Source organism: Vibrio nigripulchritudo ATCC 27043 (genome assembly GCF_000222685.1).
Classification (GTDB): Bacteria; Pseudomonadota; Gammaproteobacteria; order Enterobacterales; family Vibrionaceae; genus Vibrio; species Vibrio nigripulchritudo.
Map to the genome: position 1 here is coordinate 194319 of NZ_AFWJ01000001.1, position 18905 is coordinate 213223.

Sequence of the window (18905 nt, forward strand, 5' to 3'; positions counted from 1 at the left end):
GTGCGCTATTTTTTTAAGTAATGCACCCAGCACCATTGCAGTCCGTATTAAAGCCAAAGCCCAATAACACAATTAAGGACAACCCTCTGTGACAACAATTACTAATGATTCGGCTGTAACGCTCCATTTTACCATTAAGTTGAACGACGGCTCTGTGGCCGACAGCACCCACAGCATGGGCAAGCCAGCTAAGTTTGCCATGGGTGATGGAAGCCTGAGTGAAAATTTTGAGAAAGCACTACTGGGCTTGGTAGAGGGCGAAAACAAAAGCATTGAGCTGGCGGCAGACGATGCGTTTGGTCAGCCAAATCCAGATAATATTCACCATATGGACAGAGCCCGATTTATCGGCGAAGAGAAAGTCGAAGTGGGCACCATCATGGCGTTTTCCGGAAAAGATGGCATGGAAATCCCAGGTATTATCACTGATATTTCAGGGGATTCGGTAACCGTCGATTTTAACCATCCTCTTGCAGGGCAAGATGTGATTTTCGAAGTCGAAATCTTAGGTGTGGAATAAGCGGTAACAAATCCCTCTATCCCTCGACTGCTGTTTGCTTGAGCAGCAATAGGGATGACGGTAAACTACGCGCCATAAAAACGATAGTACTATGAGCAATGAAATGAAAATACTGTTAGCAAACCCTCGCGGCTTTTGTGCCGGGGTTGACCGCGCCATCAGCATCGTTGAAAGGGCGCTGGAAATGTATCAACCACCAATCTATGTGCGCCATGAAGTTGTGCACAACCGCTTTGTGGTTGAGGGTTTGAAGCAACGTGGTGCTATCTTTGTTGAAGAGCTGCATGAAGTGCCAGACGATAACATTGTGATTTTCTCTGCTCATGGCGTATCGCAAGCAGTAAGAAAAGAAGCCAAACGCCGCAAGTTAACGGTGTTTGATGCGACTTGCCCATTGGTAACAAAAGTGCATATGGAAGTGGCACGTGCCAGCCGACGCAATATGGAAGTGGTGCTGATTGGTCATGCAGGTCACCCTGAAGTTGAAGGCACCATGGGGCAGTATGACAGTGACACTGGTGGCATGTATCTGGTGGAAACCCCAGAGGATGTTGAAAAGCTGGTAGTGAAAGACCCAACCAACTTCCACTATGTAAGCCAGACGACGCTGTCTGTAGATGAAACGGCAGACGTTATTGAAGAACTGCGTCGTGTTTTCCCAGAAATCCAGGGACCTCGTAAAGACGACATTTGCTATGCCACGCAAAACCGTCAGGATGCAGTGCGCATTCTGGCTACTCAGGTTGATGTGCTAGTGGTCGTCGGTTCAAAAAATTCCTCGAACTCTACTCGCCTGAAAGAGCTGGCTGAAAAGCTGGGCACGCCGGGTCACCTGATTGACTGCCCAGAGGCAATTGAAGAACATTGGTTTGATAATGCTTCACTCGTTGGGGTAACCGCAGGAGCATCCGCGCCAGAAGAGTTGGTAAACCAAATTCTTGATCGCATTAAAGAACTTGGTGCGAACGATGTGGAAGAAGTTCTTGGACGCGAAGAGAACATGTTTTTCGAAGTGCCGCGCGAGTTACAGGTACGAGAAGTCTGAAAAATCACGACTAAATCAACAAATAAAGCCCCGAAACCTTCGGGGCTTTACTATTTTTAAAGTAGAGTAATAGGAATGATCTTGATAACAAGCATGTTGCACCGATCATCAAACTAATAAAACAGGGAGGTTGGAAACGGAATGCAGTTCAATTCGTGGTTTTCCGCTAACAGCTCGATCAAAAGAAAGCTCTGGCTAATCACTGTTTTTATACTGGCGGTGGTGTCAGTTTTTACATGGATATCCATTTCCTCACTCAGTGCCTATCAACAGGCAAATACGGAATATCGTGAAGAAGTCTCTTCGCGCATCAACTTGCTTCAGCAGCTTCGGTATCAGTTAGGATATGACGGGGCGATTCATCAATTCAAAAACTACGTACTTCGTGGAAAAAACAAAGATCGCGATGCCTCTTTAGAACGCTTTAAACAAGCAAAATTGGTCATTGCTGAATACAAAACACTGAACCTAACTATTTCTGAAAAGCACGCTCTTGAAGCAGTCAATCGCGTCATCACTGAATACCAAAGTAAACTCTTCCAATTACCCGTGGAATATCATCAAAGTCTGACCATAGATCAAATCGATGATCAGGCTAGAGTCGATGATGAACCCGCGATTCATGCGCTCAATAATCTGGAACATACCGCTAAGGATCGCGAAGCGGAACAACTGACTAAGGTAAATGCGCTGTTTTCTGAAATGCGATGGAAAGTTGTGATAGCGACTATCGTGATTTTTTTGGTTTCCATTGTATGTATGACCTGGCTCTACCGAACCCTGACCCGCCGATTAAAACAGTTTGCTCAATACAGTGAAAAGCTACAAAAGAGTGTCTACCACCATGAGCCCGCTCAAAACGAAACGCTTTCCTGGGAAGGAGATGAACTGAATGAGATCGCAGGTAACCTTGAAAAAATCATTGAGCTTTTAAGGTGCGAAAAAGATCGGGCTGAACAGTCGAGCAGATCAAAAACAGAATTTCTTGCGGTGGTGTCCCATGAAATCCGAACACCCATGAACGGTGTATTGGGAATTGCGCAGTTACTGCAAAAAACGGACTTGAGTGACAGTCAGCGAAGTCATCTGCAAAACCTCCATGAATCGGGTGAGCACATGATGACGCTGCTTAACGAGATCCTGGATTTTTCCAAGATAGAGCAGGGGAAATTCGAACTCGATAATCATCCTTTTGCCTTTACTCATCTCATGGGTTCGGTCAGTAGTATCTACCAGTCGTTAGCGGAAGAAAAAGGTGTCGATCTCTACATTGATAACAAAGTTGCTCCAGACCGCTGGGTGAACTCCGACAAAGCGCGTGTTCGTCAGGTGATGTTTAACTTGTTGAACAATGCCATCAAGTTTACCGAAAAAGGCTTTATAGAACTGAACGTTGAGGAGCAAATTGAAGGTGAAAAAACGGTTCTGACGGTCTCTATCAAAGATACCGGAATCGGTATGAGCGAAGAGACACTCAAACGCTTATTCAATCCGTTTGAACAGGCTGACAGTTCTACCACGCGAAAATACGGCGGCACAGGGCTTGGGTTGTCTATTGTTTTTCGTCTTGTGAAGCAAATGGGTGGAGACATCAAAGTAGCCAGCGAGCTCGAAATGGGGAGCTGTTTTACCGTTACCATGCCACTGGCACTTGCAGAGCCTCAACTAGCGGTTGTGCAAGACACCCGACCACTCAATTACAACGGACTTACAGCGCTGATTGTTGAAGATAATCGACTTAATGCCATGGTGCTCCAGTCTATGCTCAAGCAATGCGGGTTTGTAACCGAGTGCATTGAGAATGGCGAACTGGCTTATGAGCTGACAAAAACCAAGACCTTCAATCTGATACTGATGGACAACCACATGCCAGTGAAAGATGGCATTGAGGCAACGTACCTGATTCGTCAGGACTCACTCAATAAGAACACGTTGATTCTTGGCTGCACCGCTGATTTGTTTAAAGAGACTCGAGACAAGATGAAACAGGCAGGGGTCGATAATCTGATTGCCAAACCTGTGGTGGAGCGGGAGTTGCACGAGACGTTAAGCAGTTACGCGGAAAAGCTGTTCCCGAATGGGATTATCTACAAGCAAACTGAAAGCGCTAACACACACGCAGACACCGATACCGTAGACATCAATCTCATTATGCGCAAAAACGCTGTCGCTTACGACGTGATGCCAGTGTTTATTAACAATGTGATTGAAGAGGCGTTATCAGCGGTGACGGATCTGAATACAGCGCAACAAAATCAGGATTTGGAAAACATAACAGCAAGTGCGAAGGTACTCAGTAGTCTGTTCGAGAAAGTTGCCTTGTCTGGCATGGTAGTGCTGGCGGATCTGGTGGCTAAGCAGAAAAAAATGGATGACCAACAGATTAATCAACTGTTCGAGCTTACCCATCAGTGGCTTGATGAGTTATGTCTTATTGCGGAAGAATGTGGATGAAAAAAGGGCTCTGAGAGCCCTTTTAAAATTCATGTTAGGATAAGTTTGTTAAGCGGTCTTGGCTGTTGAAGAAGGTGTTTCTTCGTCTGCCAGTTCCGTTTCTCCTTTCCCTTTTGATGTCTTAATAACGTATGCGGTAATCAGCAGTGCTGTCACAATGCCACCCACCGTAGAGACGTTCATCGGCAAACCAAAACCAAGCTGGCTATTACTCATGATAAAGCTCACACATACCGTTGTCATAAAGATAGCAGGGACAGTGGTAATCCAATGCAGTTTGTTGTGACGTAGCAGGTATGCAGAAGCTGTCCATAGCATCATGGTTGCTGTCGACTGGTTTGCAAATCCGAAGTAGCGCCAGATAACACCGAAATCAACCTGAGTCAGAATACCGCCAAGAACAAACAGTGGAACAGCCATCAATAAGCGGTTGCGCAGTGTCTTCTGCTCCATGTTGAAGTATTCAGCCAGAATCAGGCGGCTAGAGCGGAACGCAGTATCTCCAGAAGTGATTGGAAGAATCACCACACCCAGGAATGCCAGAACGCCACCAAATACACCAAGCAGACCAAACGAGGCGCTGTACACAACGTTACCCGGACCACCATTCGCAATGGCTTCAGATAAGGAATCCACTGAGCCGAAGAAAGACAGAGCCAGTGCACACCAGATAAGTGCAATGACACCTTCACCGATCATCGCACCGAAGAAGATGAAGCGACCATTCTTTTCGTTTTGCATGCAGCGGGCCATCAGAGGAGACTGCGTAGCGTGGAAGCCAGAGATAGCACCACATGCGATGGTGATAAACAGTGCTGGCCAAAGAGGCAGGTCATTAGGATTCATGTTAGTGAACATGTCCGTTACTTCAAAACCACCCATAACCGTATGCTCATCAGACAGAGCAATGGCAGAAATCAGACCAACCGACATAAATATAAGTAGTGCCCCAAATACTGGGTAGAAGCGACCAATGATTTTGTCGACAGGAACAACGGTCGCGATGATGTAGTAAGCAAAAATGATCACTACCATGCTAGTCATAGTAACGGAGAAGTCCGTCTGGTCATTGATGAGGTTTGTAATCATGCCAGCGGGAGCGGAAACAAACACCACACCAACAAGCAGCAGAAGAATGATGGCAAATATATTCATAAAGTGTTTTGCGCCATTACCCAGGTAGCGACCTGTGATGCTTGGTACTGATGCTCCGCCGTTGCGCACAGAAAGCATGCCAGAGAAGTAGTCGTGCACCGCACCTGCGAAAATACAACCCAGCACGATCCACAACATTGCCGCAGGACCATACAATGCCCCCATGATTGGACCAAAAATAGGTCCCACACCTGCAATGTTCAGTAGCTGAACCAGGTACACTTTTTTGTTCGACATGGGAACATAGTCCACGCCGTCTTGTTTTGAGTAAGCGGGTGTCTGTCGGTTTTCTTTAATTCCGAATACCTTCTCTACAAACGTCCCATAAATAAAGTAGCCGCCAATCAGTGCAGCGACACACATGAGAAACCACAACATATTTCACGCCCCGTGTCTTGTTTTAACCTTTCAGACTGGATAGTACGCTTCCCTCATGTCCACTTCATTCTGCTTGGTCGTGAGTGGTGGAATAGCAAGTTAAGTGGCAGTTATCAGAAATAAGTGGTTTGAACAAAAATACAAAAACAGATAAGTCGCAGAGCTGAGAATATGGCTTGTGAAGAGAAAGTAGCTTTGTCATAACCTCATGAAAATAAGAAATATGTTGCTATAAAATCTGTCTCTATATTGAGAATTTATGAGGTAAAGCAATTGTAACCAGCCTTGAGTTTTCTCTACGGCTCGGCTAGATATGAGCATAAATAAAAAGAAAATGAGCTAATTAATAAATTGAATGCGAAAGCATGAGATTTAGCCCAACTACAAAAACGTCATGGCTTGATGAGTATGGATATTTGTGTAGGGGGAGAATGATGAATACCATTCCCGTAGGCGTGCTTTATTCCAGCCAAAGCCAGTATAGAAAAGTCAGTTACCAGACATTAATCGGCACTCAGTTCGGCATTGCTCAGGTTAATGCAAATCCACATTTCGACTTCAAGCTCGGAGCCGTACACAAAGATCCGTTTGGCCAGAAAAATACCTACATTAATCATGCTCGTCAGCTACAAAAGCAGGGCATTGAACACCTTTTCGGAACCACGACTATCGATTCCCGATTACGTGTGTTGGAATCGATGGAAGGCGATTCAGCTCTGCTCTGGTCTTCCGCTTTATCTGGCAAACAACAGCACATCGATTCACTGGTTGAATTTGGCGCATCCCCAGACAGTTACTTGTTGCCACTTCTCGAATACGCCTTTCAGGAAGAAGGGACAAAGTGTGCCATCGTAAGCCCGAATGACCAGCTTGGGTGGGAACTCAGTGAGATGACGACCTCGTATGTCAAAACTGGCGGTGGGGCTCTTACCTTTGACAACTACTACCGTGAAGGTTGCCGTACTTTCCACTACACCATTCGTTCATTGTTGACTCACCGACCCGACTTCGTTGTGAATCACTTGATGGGGGAGGCGAGTTACGCCTTTTTGACTGAGCTGAACAGAGACTGGGATGGACGCCCACTCACAGTACTCTGTTCACACATGAGCCGCAGCGAATCCGTGGCACTGGGCAAACTGGACAAGATTCGCATACTCAATGCTAGTTGCTTCTTCGAGCCTGTTAACCCGTTATTTACTCAACGGGTATATCGCGATCTGTCTAAAGTTTACGTCTCAGGCGGCTTTGTTTCAGCCTACCTGTCTGTTCTGGCCTTTGGGTATGCGGTCAACCTTGCTAAATCGACAGAGCCAGGAGCTGTTCGTCGGGCTCTAGGTGAAGTTCATCTACCGACGCCTTTTGGCGACTCCGTTTCGGTAATCGAACAACGCATTGAGTTACCCACGTATCTGGCGGAATTGAGTGGCGACCATGTGACTTTAATTCAAGCTTCTTCCGATATCTCAATGCGTCCGGCTCATACTGCAAAATCCAATCGACTCGTACTGGAATAAATCAGGCAAAATCAGGCGTTTCATCGTACACTGATAATTCAATATAACGATCAGGTATGGCGATGAAACAACGATTAGTGGCTTTAGTGATGGGACTTTTGCTGGTCGGCTGTTCCGGCAGCGAATTCTTATCGGGTGACAGTGATTGGTATTCGATCGGTTACCGAGATGGTGTGAAAGGGCAGACTCAACGTTCTTTTCAGGATTTAGCGGAATATGGGCAGGTTAATCACGCCGACTACGATCAGGGTTACCTGGTTGGTGTTCAGGAGTATTGTAACCCGGCATTTGCGTATCAAATTGGCTTATCTGGCAGCTTTTACGAAGGTGTGTGTGAAGGAATGCCAGATGCGCAGAAATTCCGAATGGAGTGGCAAAGAGGCTGGAATCAAAGATCGGGGAATGGCGAATAGCCTTCCCCAAATAAAACCTAAACCAGATCCTGAACGGCTTTTCTCAAGAATCCCTGCTGTTTTGATAGCTGCGCTTTTGCGCTGCTTAAATCCATTCCCGTTAATATCATCAGAATAGCCAGTTTCACATCATACTGAGTCTCAATTAACATGGTTTTCGCGTCTTCTTTACTGCATTCTGTCGCCTGAACAACAATACGCGCGGCTCTTGCAATCAACTTTTCATTACTGGCTTTCACATCCACCATCAGGTTTTGATAGCTCTTACCAATTCGGATCATACTGGCAGTCGTCAGCATATTGAGTACTAGCTTTTGAGCGGTGCCAGACTTCAGGCGTGTAGAACCTGTCAGTGCTTCGGGACCCACAACAGGGCTGATTGCCAGTTTGGCACATTGTGCGATCGGGGATTCTGGGTTACAGGATAGCGCAATGCTGTAAGCACCAATGTGATTGGCGTATTCCAGTCCACCAATCACATAAGGCGTTCTTCCGCTTGCAGCGATTCCGACAACCACATCATTTGAACTGAGCGAGATTTTTTCCAGGTCTTGCTGACCAAAAGCTTGGCTGTCTTCTGCTCCTTCTTTGGCTTTGAACATCGCGTCTTTTCCGCCAGCTATCAAACCAATCACCATCTGATCAGAAACCCCAAAGGTAGGCGGGCATTCAGACGCATCCAGAACACCTAACCGACCACTGGTCCCCGCACCAATGTAAATCAGCCTTCCACCCTTCTGAAAAGCTTCAGCAATTCGGTCTACTGCTGTAGCAATCTGAGGCAGTTCCTTTTCAATCGCAGCAGGGACCTGTTTATCCTGATGATTAAGCTTTTTGACGATATCCAGAGAGGAGAGTAAGTCAATGTCCATGGTTTCTGGGTTTCGACCTTCAGAGACCAAATGTGCCAAAGCAGAAAGTAATGCGTCGTTAGCCATGATGTTGCCTTATGAGCTTTATTTTGAAGGATATATTACACCCAAAGAAGCGGGCTTGCTTGCTCCTGTGACTTCAGGAAGGTTACTAGGCAATCCATGAATGCGTCTATGAGCCAGCCAAGCAAAAGCCATGGCTTCCATGAACTCACTGTCGATACCGCGATCTTTGGTATCTGCTACTGTCCAATCAGGAAGTAATGTGACCAATCGCTTCATCAAGACGGGGTTCATTGCACCACCACCGCACACCAGCAAAGTTGGTGAGATGCCTGAGGCGTGTTTTTCTACCTCCTGGGCGATACTGACTGCGGTTAGCTCAAGTAACGTTGCCTGAATGTCTTCAATGGTGTGGTTATTTACGGACTCAAACTGTGCCAACCAGTTTACATTGAATAGCTCGCGTCCCGTGCTTTTGGGGGCAGGTAGTTCAAAATAGGCTTCACTTAAAAGTTGGTTGAGAAGTGCTGCCACCACCTTTCCGGAACGGGCAAGTTGACCGTCTTTGTCGAATGGCGAATGCGTATGTTTGAAGCACCAGGCGTCCATCAACATATTCCCGGGACCTGTGTCGTAGCCAACTGTGGGGTGAGTTGGGTGCAATACAGAGATATTTGCAATGCCGCCAATATTGAGGATAACCGTTGTAGAGTCGCCACTGCCAAACAGCCAGCGATGAAAAGCAGGAACCAGCGGTGCACCTTGACCACCTAATGCCATGTCTTTTCGACGAAAATCAGCCACGATATCAATCCCGGTCTCTACTGCGATGAGGTTTGCGTCACCAAGCTGCATGGTGAATCGGGGAGTAGTATCTGGCTGATGAAACAAGGTTTGACCGTGGCAACCAATCGCTCGGATGCTTTCTGGGGAAAGTTCTTTAGCCTCGATAAACGTATTCACACTTTCAGCAAACAGCTTACCCAAATCGTGGTCGAGCTCCCCAATCGATCTCACGCTGGTGGTTTGCCCTTCGCATACCGAGAGGACTCGCTGTTTTACCTCTGGTGGCATTGGATGTACGTAGCTATCAATGAGCGTGATATCACTATCTGAGATTTCTACCAGCGCAACGTCAACGCCATCCAGACTCGTCCCCGACATGACACCAATGTAGTATTCGTTTTGATTTGCCACGTAGCTCTCCCTAACGTGAAATTGACTGACTCCACGATTCAATATCTGTAATAATAAAGCGATCGTTTGAATATCAATATATTAACCTTAACTCGGGATAACAAGAGGCATACTTATGGGACCACTCTGGATAGATGTTGCAGGCTATGAGTTAGATGCAGAAGACAAAGAGATTTTGCAGCATCCGACGGTGGGTGGAGTCATCTTATTTGCGCGAAACTATCACGACAATGAACAGCTTCTCGCGTTGAATGCCAGTATCCGCAAAGCTGCCAAGCGCCCCATACTGATTGGTGTTGATCAGGAAGGGGGGCGAGTCCAGAGGTTCAAAGAAGGCTTTAACCTTATTCCTCCCGCGCAGGATTTTGCTAAACATAACCAAGGTCTTGAACTGGCGGAGCAGGCTGGCTGGCTCATGGCAGCCGAGCTGATTGCTCATGATGTCGATTTGAGCTTCGCTCCTGTCCTAGACAAAGGGCACGATTGCAAAGCCATTGGTAACCGAGCGTTTGGTGAAGATAAAGAAACCATACTGAGTCACAGCCAGGCTTACATGAAAGGTATGAAAGCGGTAGGAATGGCGACCACAGGCAAACATTTCCCGGGGCATGGCGGCGTTATTACTGATACGCATCATGAGACGGCGATTGATGAGCGCGACTCCATTTTTGAACAGGATATGGCGATATTCAAAGCGCACATCGATGCAGGTGTGCTTGATGCCATGATGCCTGCCCATGTTATTTTCCCTGAATACGATCCTGCGCCAGCCAGCGGAAGTGCTTACTGGCTTAAAAAGGTGTTAAGGGAGCAGCTTGGTTTTCAGGGAATCGTCTTTTCTGATGATTTAAGTATGGAAGGTGCAGGCGTAATGGGAACGCCTGCTGAACGTGCAAAGCAGTCGCTTGATGCAGGATGCGACATGCTGCTGATGTGCAATAACCGGGACTACACCGTGAGCGCGTTGGATAATCTGCCGATTTCAGAAGTCCCTAATGCTTTCCATTTGCTGAAAAAGCAGAGTTTTTCGTTAGCAGATTTGCGATTAAGTCACGAGTGGAAGCAAGCATCTGAAGCCATGAAACGGATGTTAGAAAGCTAACAACTCCCCATATACTACTGCCGTGCATCCCGAATCCACGGCAGTTTTCTATTGGATTCCTAAAGTTTCTTTTAGGCTCTTTAGGTATCGTCTGCTCACCGGGACGGGTTTCCCGCTGTGAGTGATTATTTCAGCAAGCCCGTGTTCTAACAGTTTAATTTCTCGAATCGCCTGGGTGTTGACCAAATACTGACGGTGGCAGCGAAGCAGCGGTGTTTTCTGCTCCAAAACTTTCAAGGTTAACTGGCTGGTGGCGGTCTGTTCGGCGGTTTTTACCTGAACTCCCGATATGTCGGTGAAAGCAAATTCCACCTCTGCGATAGGAAAAATGACAATCCGATTGTGCCCAACACAAGGCACCTGCTCCAGCTTATCTTTGATCATTGGGGAGTAATCTACGGACTGTTTGAGTTCAGCCGTTTTCACCAGTCTGGCAACACACTTCTCAAGCCTTTTTTGTTCGACGGGCTTAAGCAAATAATCAAAAGCATTCTCTTCAAACGCCTGAATCGCATATTGATCGTAAGCAGTGACAAATACGACGTTAGGCATGTTGTCCGGGTCGAGCATAGAGAGCAGCTCAATGCCGCTGACCTGCGGCATATGAATATCAAGGAAGACCACATCGGGTTTCAGGCTGTGGATCTTTTTCAATCCTTCAATCGCATTGGACGCCTGATCGATAATTTCGATTTTTTGTGTTTCCAGGAGCAGTTCCGTTAGCTCTTCTCTGGCGAATAATTCGTCATCTATGACAATCGCGGTCAGCATTCGTGTGTCTCTGTATTCGGTAGTGTAAAACTCATTCGGGTGTATTCGTGTGGCAGACAGTCAATCTTCAATGCGGATGACTTACCCAACTGATTGGTCAGTCTTTTGTTGACGATGTCTAGCCCCAGACCAGAGTGTCCATGCTCTGGAGTGGTATACAACCCCGCATTATCCTCCACTACGATGGAGTAGTGGTTGTCTGCAAACTGGCTGTATATCCGGACTTTACCATTTTCTAACAGCTGAGAAATACCATGCTTGATAGCATTTTCGACAAGAGGCTGTAGGGTAAAACTTGGAATGATTTTTTCGAGTAAGGCATCGTCTATTGCCCATTCGACTTCAAGCCGGTCGCTGAACCGTGCTTTTTCGATCGTCAGGTAGGCATTCACATGATCGAGTTCTTCTTTTAGCCTGACGGTCTCAATGTTCTGTTTTAAGTTGCTACGGAAAAAGCGAGAAAGATGCTGGATGAGCTCTCTTGCTTTGTCTGGGTCTCTTCGAGTGATAGCACTGATGGTATTCAGCGCATTGAACAGAAAGTGAGGGTTTACCTGAGCATGCAATAACTTGATTTCAGCTTGTGTCAGCAGAGTCTGTTGTTCTTGGTAATCCCCATACAAAACCTGGCTGGAAAGTAGCTGAGCTATGCCTTCTGCCATCGACATGTTTATGGTTGAAAACAGCTTTCTCTTTGGTTCATAGAGCTTGATGGTACCTATCACATCTTCTCCCGCCTTTAGCGGAATGATCAATGCTGAACCCAATTTGCAGTCGTTGGAAATTGAGCATTGATAGGGGCGAGTGGTGCCATCTAAGTAAATGATTTTATTGTTTTGAATCGCATCAATGGTGCTTTTGGATGAAATCGGGGTGTTCGGTTTATGGTGGTCGTCTCCGATCCCGACAAAAGCCAGAATTTTATCTTTATCGGTTATTGAAACTGCGCCCACATTCGTCTCTTCATACACAATGCGGGCAATTTTGTTCGCGTTGTCTGCATTGAACCCTGAACTAAGAATACCCACCGACCGTTCTGCTATTGTCAGAGCCCTTCGGGAAAAGGCGGCTGAGTACTTCTCAAAGATGGTTTTTCTGTCTTGAAGAATGCTCATGAACAGCATGGCACCCACAGAGTTCGCGATGATCATTGGTGCTGCAATGGCGCTCACTAACTGGTAAGCCTGATCGAAAGGTTTCGCGACTGCCAGAATGATTGCCATCTGAACGATTTCTGCAAATAAGGTCACAGAGAACACGACGATAGGATTAAACAGCTGGCTGGTTTTGCCCCGTCGAACATAGTAGCTGTGGAGCAATCCGCCAATAAGCCCTTCGGCAGTGGTCGAAATAGCGCAGGCAAGATCGGTGAATCCACCGAGCGAATACCGGTGCAGACCTCCTGTTAACCCTACCGCAAACCCGACAACAGGTCCGCCAAACAGCCCGCCCATAACGGCTCCAATGGCACGGGTGTTGGCGATGGCATCGTTGATCTGAAGACCGAAATAAGTGCCCATAATGCAGAACAACGAAAAAAGGACGTAACAGCTGAGTTTGTGGCTTAAGCTGGAAGAAATATTAAGCAAAGGCAAAAAGATGGGTGTTTTGCTCAGCATATAGGCTAAGACAAGGTACACGCACATTTGCTGAAGCAAAGACAAAATTAAATCCATAGCCATTCCTGAAGGAGGGTTTTCCGCTATTTTAATCGATATTCTTCTAAAGTAGGAAAAGAACCGTGTTTACATGTCGTGTAAATTTATGTTTACAGTAAATGTTTTTTTAAGTTTACGCTTGAAATACTTTTTTTAGCTGTTATTTTGTTCGTTATTGGATGTATAGCTCGCTGATTGAAGTGGGTGTAATTTTAAGTTTACAGGTAATGGAAATGCAAAAAAGCGAATTAAGTAATATACACATCAGCGACGAACAGGTTCTTATCACACCAAACGCACTGAAAGAGAAAATCCCACTCAGCGAAAATGCACGACGATTCATTCAACAGTCTCGTCAGGAAATTGCGAACATTCTGGATAAAAAAGATCATCGCTTGTTAGTGGTATGTGGACCATGTTCCATTCACGACATTGATGCAGCCAAAGAATACGCCAAACGCCTGAAAGCCCTGTCTGAGAAATTGAATGATCAGCTATACATCGTGATGAGAGTTTACTTTGAAAAGCCAAGAACGACGGTTGGCTGGAAAGGTTTGATCAACGACCCGCATTTGAATGGGACGTTTGATATCGAGCACGGTCTGCACGTAGCTCGTCAGCTTCTGGTCGATTTGGCTGAAATGGAAATCCCACTAGCAACCGAAGCACTGGACCCTATCAGCCCGCAATACTTAGCGGATACGTTCAGTTGGGCTGCGATTGGTGCCCGTACCACTGAATCTCAGACACACCGTGAAATGGCGAGTGGACTGTCTATGCCAGTTGGCTTTAAAAACGGTACGGATGGCAGCCTGGCAACCGCCATTAATGCGATGCAGGCGGCTTCCTCAGGTCACCGCTTTATGGGGATCAACCGCGAAGGTCAGGTTGCGCTACTGACTACGCAAGGTAACCCTCATGGTCATGTCATTTTGCGTGGTGGTAAGCAGACTAACTATGACTCGGTCTCTGTTGCTGAATGCGAAGAAGAAATGGCGAAGTCAGGGCTGGATGCCGCGCTGATGGTTGATTGCAGCCACGCTAATTCCCGTAAGGACTTCAGCCGTCAGCCTTTGGTTGCAGAGGATGTAATTCATCAAATTCGTGAAGGAAACAAGTCGATCATCGGTCTGATGATTGAGAGCCATATTAATGAAGGTAATCAAGCGTCAGATATTCCGGTAGATCAGATGGCGTACGGGGTTTCTATCACCGATGCGTGTATCAATTGGGACACAACTGAGGCACTATTAACACATGCACACCAAGAGCTGGTGCCATTTTTAGAAGACAGAATAAAAGACCAATAAGGTAAAAGCTGAATGGCAGTTGAACTGAATGAATTGAGAGATCAAATCGACCAGGTGGATAAAAAAATGGTCGATCTGCTAGCCCAAAGGCTAGCACTGGTAGAAAAAGTCGGGGAAGTAAAGAGTGAGCACGGGCTACCCATTTATGTCCCCGAACGCGAAGCCGCAATGCTGGCTTCAAGACGCGAAGAAGCGGAAAAGCAAGGCGTACCACCTCAGCTGATCGAGGACATCTTGCGTCGCACCATGCGCGAATCGTATACCAGCGAAAAAGATTCAGGATTCAAATGCCTTAACCCAGATCTGGGTTCGGTAGTGATTGTCGGCGGTCATGGTCAGCTTGGTGGTTTGTTTGGTCGCATGTTCCGATTATCGGGCTACAACGTAAAAGTGTTGGGAAGTCAGGACTGGGAGCGTGCCGATGAAATACTGGATGGAGCGGGACTGGTTGTTGTGACGGTGCCGATTCATCTGACAGAAAGTGTCATCGCAAAGCTGGGTAATCTTCCTGAAAACTGCATTCTTTGTGATTTGACCTCGATTAAAGCCAAGCCTCTGGCAGCCATGATGGAAACACATCAAGGTCCGGTAGTTGGTCTTCACCCTATGTTTGGTCCGGATGTACCAAGCCTTGCAAAGCAGGTTGTGGTGTTCTGCGATGGTCGCGGTGAAGACTCCTACCACTGGCTGTTGAAACAAATTGAGATTTGGGGCGCGAGCCTGTGTAAGTGTGAAGCCCAAGAACACGATCATGGTATGACCCTGATCCAGGCTCTGCGCCACTTTACTTCGTTTGCTTATGGTTTGCACCTAAGCGGCGAAAACCCAAATATCGATAATTTGCTTCAACTCAGTTCCCCGATTTATCGGCTGGAGCTGGCGATGGTCGGGCGTTTGTTTGCTCAAGACCCTAATTTGTATGCAGACATCATTTTGTCCTCAGAAGACAATATTGAGATGATCAAACGCTTCCATCAAAGTTTTGGCAGTGCTTTAGAGATGTTGGAAAAATCCGATAAAAAAGCCTTTGTTGAAAGCTTTGAAAAAGTAGGTGATTGGTTTGGGGATTACTCCCAGCAATTTATGGAAGAAAGTCAGAAGCTGCTTAAGCAAGCTAATGACGCCATTCACCGCGGTTAAGCAACAGACAAAATAAAAAACGGCTCCTTCTGGAGCCGTTTTGTTTTTCAATGCAGTCGGGTTTAATTGACCACTTCCGTTTCCGTTGCGTTTTTAACGGTATCCACGGAGTCTGGTTCTTTACTTGGGTTCTGCGTTAACAGAACCTGCAATTTGACGACGTTACTCATCACATCCACCAGTGATGCCCATTTGATGCTTCGTTCTTTCTCAAACAAGGTATCAAAGCTGTCAGGGGTCCAGTCCATAAAGTGCTTAGGATTTAATGTTCTGCCCAAGAAACGCACTTCGTAATGCAGGTGAGGGCCGGTCGAATTGCCAGAATTACCACAGGTTGCAACCACATCGCCTTTTTTCACGAACTGACCGCTGCGAACTTTAAAACTCTGTAAGTGTGCATAAGACGTCATAAAGCCAAAAGCGTGACGAAGTTTCAACAGGTTTCCGTAACCTTCTCTGCTTGGTCGGCGCAGTTCAACCACACCGTCTGCCGGGGCAAGCACTTGCTCCCCTCGCTGACAGGTTAAATCGATCCCCAAATGACGATGGCGCTTTCCAGTAATCGGGTTTTTACGGTAACCGTAGCTTGAAGAAATACGCTGATAGATCACTGGGCTGTCGTTTGGAAGCAGTCGGAACATGGTCGCGCGCACAGCAGAGTCAATGGCCGCCGCATCAATCCGTTGCTCCAGCGAAAGCTCGGCATAATCAACCACAGACGTTTCCTGTGTAATGCCAAGGACAGATTCAACATCGTTGACACGTTTACCCAATGTCAAAATTTCGCCTTTCTTCTCTTCCAGCTCTTGAGTCAAAGAGTGGTTGGCGCTGATCTGCGCTTCGTAAAGCGCCTTAAACTGATCGCTTTTCTGGTCAAGGTAATCAATCTGAGTTTGCGCGTGAACGAAGCTTTGCTCCGCTCGCGCAAGTGAACTCTCTGCATGGTCTTTTGCAGAAAGGTACTGGTAGATGGATGTGCCCAGGAAACTTGGAAGGGCAAACAGTGAAAGAAGAATACCGGCTGTCGCTTTTCTTCCCACAAAAAAATGCTGTACCCCAGACGAAGTCGGGATAGATATTTGTATTTTTCGAGACATTTATTGCTTGTTAAGCACCTAAATCAGATAGCTGCTCTAATTCTCTATGCAAAAGGGCTTCATCACCAACATTCAGTTCAACCAATCGTTTCAGGTGACTGATGCTGTCAATATCAATATGGTGGATACTTACTCGCATGAACTGGTCGTTCAGCTCCACAATTTCAGCCTCTAATGATATCACAATGTCACTTTCAGGTAACTCGATGTCGACGTCTAACATCGTGTTCTGACTGAGCTGGTGGGTATCTGGCGTGCTAGAAAGCAAAAGTCCATGCAGTGACAGGTCTCGGATTTCGCTGTTTAGGGACAAGTCGCCTTGTATGAGTCTGGCAGGCGCTTGGTAGACAACACGAGAAAATCGACGGCGTTCAATCATAGTTTGCTCTCTTCGGATAAATGCTTAAATTTTGCCCTATGGTACTCCTTCTACGGAGCAAATAGGAAAAGAGTCGGTTAAATTTGTGACGCCTAAGAAATCCAGTTCACTGCTTCTTGATTCATTTCGTACATATAAGAAAAGACCGCCTGGGCGGTCTTATGCTTGAAAACGTGCCGTTTTTTTACTTAGCGATACGTTTGTACTTGATTCGATGAGGCTCTGCAGCCTGAGCACCAAGCGTTTGTTTCAACCACTCTGTATACTCAGTATAGTTGCCTTCGTAGAAGTTCACCTGACCTTCGTCGCGGTAATCAAGAATGTGAGTAGCGATACGGTCCAGGAACCAACGGTCGTGCGAGATAACCATGGCACAGCCTGGGAATTCAAGCAGCGCTTCTTCCAATGCACGAAGAGTTTCTACGTCCAGGTCGTTGGTCGGTTCATCGAGTAGCAATACGTTACCGCCTGCTTTAAGCAGTTTCGCAAGGTGGACACGGTTGCGCTCACCACCGGACAACTCGCCAATGATTTTTTGTTGGTCAACGCCTTTGAAGTTAAAGCGAGAACAGTAAGCACGCGCAGGAATTTCGAAGTTGTTGATCTTGATGATGTCAGAACCTTCAGAAATTTCCTGGAATACGGTTTTGCTGTCGTTCATGCTGTCACGGAACTGCTCAACAGAAGAAAGGCTGACTGTATCGCCCAGTTCGATAGAACCAGAATCCGGCTGCTCTGAACCACTCAACATCTTAAACAGCGTAGATTTACCTGCACCGTTCGCACCGATGATACCAACGATGGCACCCTTAGGAACACTGAACGACAGGTCATCAATCAGAACGCGATCGCCGAATGACTTGGTAAGGTTGTTAACTTCAATAACCTTGTCACCCAGACGCTCACCTGGCGGAATGAAGAGCTCGTTAGTTTCGTTACGCTTCTGGTGATCGCCGCTTTGCAGTTCTTCAAAGCGAGCCATACGTGCTTTGGATTTCGCCTGACGACCTTTCGGGTTTTGACGAACCCACTCCAGCTCTTTCTCAATGGTTTTCTGGCGCGCTTTTTCTTGAGCAGCTTCTTGCTTCAGACGAGCATCTTTTTGCTCTAGCCAAGAGGTGTAGTTACCTTCCCACGGGATACCTTCACCTCGGTCAAGTTCTAAGATCCAGCCTGCTGCGTTGTCAAGGAAGTAACGGTCGTGGGTAATTGCTACAACAGTGCCTGTGTAATCGACTAGGAAACGTTCCAGCCAAGCTACAGATTCTGCATCCAGGTGGTTGGTTGGTTCGTCGAGAAGCAGCATATCTGGCTTCTCAAGAAGCAGACGACAGATAGCCACACGGCGACGCTCACCACCGGACAGGTGTTCGATTTTCTGATCCCACTCAGGAAGACGAAGTGCGTTCGCGGCACGCTCTAGTGAGTTTTCAAGGTTGTGACCGTCTTTCGCCTGAATCAACGCTTCCAGTTCGCCTTGCTCTTTCGCCAGCGCATCAAAGTCTGCACCTTCTTCTGCGTATGCCGCGTAAACCGCATCCAGACGTTTTAGCGCGTCAGCAACGTCAGCAACGGCTTCTTCAACCACTTCGCGTACTGTTTTGGATTCGTCCAGTACAGGTTCCTGTGGAAGATAGCCTACGTTAAGACCAGGTTGTGGGCGTGCTTCACCATCAATATCGGTATCGATACCAGCCATGATGCGTAGAAGCGTAGATTTACCAGCACCGTTCAGACCCAAAACACCGATTTTTGCTCCTGGGAAGAAGCTTAAAGAGATGTCTTTAAGAATTTGACGCTTAGGTGGCACAATCTTGCTCACCCGCGACATGGTATATACGTATTCAGCCATTGCCGATCTTTCCTGTCGTTCAAAAATTTAGGGCTGTATTTT

Annotated in this window: 16 protein-coding genes; 8 read left to right on the forward strand and 8 right to left on the reverse strand. The window is 46.8% G+C overall.

The window, feature by feature from the left end:
• The first annotated feature begins 88 nt into the window (after nucleotides 1-88).
• The 3 genes from fkpB to RH89_RS28540 all read left to right on the forward strand — a co-directional run bounded on the left by fkpB (nucleotide 89) and on the right by RH89_RS28540 (nucleotide 4019).
• Nucleotides 89-520 (forward strand): FKBP-type peptidyl-prolyl cis-trans isomerase, encoded by a 432-nt coding sequence (gene fkpB / locus RH89_RS00805; RefSeq protein WP_004397923.1) that lies wholly within the window; start codon nucleotides 89-91, stop codon nucleotides 518-520.
• 91 nt (nucleotides 521-611) lie between these two features.
• On the forward strand, nucleotides 612-1565 hold the full coding sequence (gene ispH / locus RH89_RS00810) for a 4-hydroxy-3-methylbut-2-enyl diphosphate reductase (protein ID WP_022589846.1): 954 nt from the start codon (nucleotides 612-614) through the stop codon (nucleotides 1563-1565).
• A gap of 141 nt (nucleotides 1566-1706) precedes the next feature.
• Nucleotides 1707-4019: an ATP-binding protein gene (locus tag RH89_RS28540; protein ID WP_004397925.1), complete on the forward strand. Its 2313-nt coding sequence runs from the start codon at nucleotides 1707-1709 to the stop codon at nucleotides 4017-4019.
• A 48-nt stretch (nucleotides 4020-4067) separates the two neighbouring features.
• On the opposite strand, the gene RH89_RS00820 is transcribed toward RH89_RS28540, so the two are convergent.
• Complete coding sequence (locus RH89_RS00820) at nucleotides 4068-5552, reverse strand: carbon starvation CstA family protein (protein WP_004397926.1); 1485 nt, start codon at nucleotides 5550-5552, stop codon at nucleotides 4068-4070.
• A 431-nt stretch (nucleotides 5553-5983) separates the two neighbouring features.
• On the opposite strand from RH89_RS00820, the gene RH89_RS00825 reads away from it, so the two are divergent.
• Both RH89_RS00825 and RH89_RS00830 read left to right on the forward strand, forming a co-directional pair.
• Complete coding sequence (locus tag RH89_RS00825) at nucleotides 5984-7069, forward strand: transporter substrate-binding protein (RefSeq protein ID WP_038144521.1); 1086 nt, start codon at nucleotides 5984-5986, stop codon at nucleotides 7067-7069.
• A 62-nt stretch (nucleotides 7070-7131) separates the two neighbouring features.
• Nucleotides 7132-7482, forward strand: a complete 351-nt coding sequence (locus RH89_RS00830) for a DUF2799 domain-containing protein (protein WP_004397928.1) — start codon at nucleotides 7132-7134, stop codon at nucleotides 7480-7482.
• Nucleotides 7483-7499: 17 nt separating this feature from the next.
• On the opposite strand, the gene murQ is transcribed toward RH89_RS00830, so the two are convergent.
• On the reverse strand, nucleotides 7500-8420 hold the full coding sequence (murQ, locus tag RH89_RS00835; protein WP_004397929.1) for an N-acetylmuramic acid 6-phosphate etherase: 921 nt from the start codon (nucleotides 8418-8420) through the stop codon (nucleotides 7500-7502).
• Nucleotides 8421-8438: 18 nt separating this feature from the next.
• On the reverse strand, nucleotides 8439-9554 hold the full coding sequence (locus tag RH89_RS00840; protein ID WP_004397931.1) for an anhydro-N-acetylmuramic acid kinase: 1116 nt from the start codon (nucleotides 9552-9554) through the stop codon (nucleotides 8439-8441).
• A gap of 115 nt (nucleotides 9555-9669) precedes the next feature.
• On the opposite strand from RH89_RS00840, the gene nagZ reads away from it, so the two are divergent.
• The gene (nagZ, locus tag RH89_RS00845) at nucleotides 9670-10656 is read left to right on the forward strand and encodes a beta-N-acetylhexosaminidase (protein ID WP_004397932.1); all 987 of its coding nucleotides are present in this window, start codon (nucleotides 9670-9672) and stop codon (nucleotides 10654-10656) included.
• A 48-nt stretch (nucleotides 10657-10704) separates the two neighbouring features.
• Here the strand turns inward: nagZ and btsR are convergent, their stop codons facing one another.
• Entirely contained in the window at nucleotides 10705-11427 is a 723-nt protein-coding gene (btsR, locus tag RH89_RS00850; protein ID WP_004397933.1) for a two-component system response regulator BtsR, read from the reverse strand.
• Nucleotides 11421-13103, reverse strand: coding sequence for a sensor histidine kinase (locus RH89_RS00855; RefSeq protein ID WP_004397934.1), 1683 nt, complete (start codon nucleotides 13101-13103; stop codon nucleotides 11421-11423). Before RH89_RS00855 ends, btsR begins: the two co-directional genes overlap by 7 nt.
• Nucleotides 13104-13318: 215 nt before the next feature.
• On the opposite strand from RH89_RS00855, the gene RH89_RS00860 reads away from it, so the two are divergent.
• Nucleotides 13319-14395, forward strand: a complete 1077-nt coding sequence (locus tag RH89_RS00860) for a 3-deoxy-7-phosphoheptulonate synthase (protein ID WP_004397935.1) — start codon at nucleotides 13319-13321, stop codon at nucleotides 14393-14395.
• Between the two features lie 12 nt (nucleotides 14396-14407).
• Nucleotides 14408-15535 (forward strand): bifunctional chorismate mutase/prephenate dehydrogenase, encoded by a 1128-nt coding sequence (gene tyrA / locus RH89_RS00865; protein WP_004397936.1) that lies wholly within the window; start codon nucleotides 14408-14410, stop codon nucleotides 15533-15535.
• 62 nt (nucleotides 15536-15597) lie between these two features.
• Here the strand turns inward: tyrA and RH89_RS00870 are convergent, their stop codons facing one another.
• The 3 genes from RH89_RS00870 to ettA form a co-directional block, all read right to left on the reverse strand.
• The gene (locus RH89_RS00870; protein ID WP_004397937.1) at nucleotides 15598-16632 is read right to left on the reverse strand and encodes a M23 family metallopeptidase; all 1035 of its coding nucleotides are present in this window, start codon (nucleotides 16630-16632) and stop codon (nucleotides 15598-15600) included.
• Nucleotides 16633-16642: 10 nt separating this feature from the next.
• Nucleotides 16643-17011, reverse strand: a complete 369-nt coding sequence (locus RH89_RS00875) for a PilZ domain-containing protein (protein WP_004397938.1) — start codon at nucleotides 17009-17011, stop codon at nucleotides 16643-16645.
• Between the two features lie 184 nt (nucleotides 17012-17195).
• Nucleotides 17196-18863 (reverse strand): energy-dependent translational throttle protein EttA, encoded by a 1668-nt coding sequence (gene ettA, locus RH89_RS00880; protein WP_004397940.1) that lies wholly within the window; start codon nucleotides 18861-18863, stop codon nucleotides 17196-17198.
• Between the last annotated feature and the right edge of the window lie 42 nt (nucleotides 18864-18905).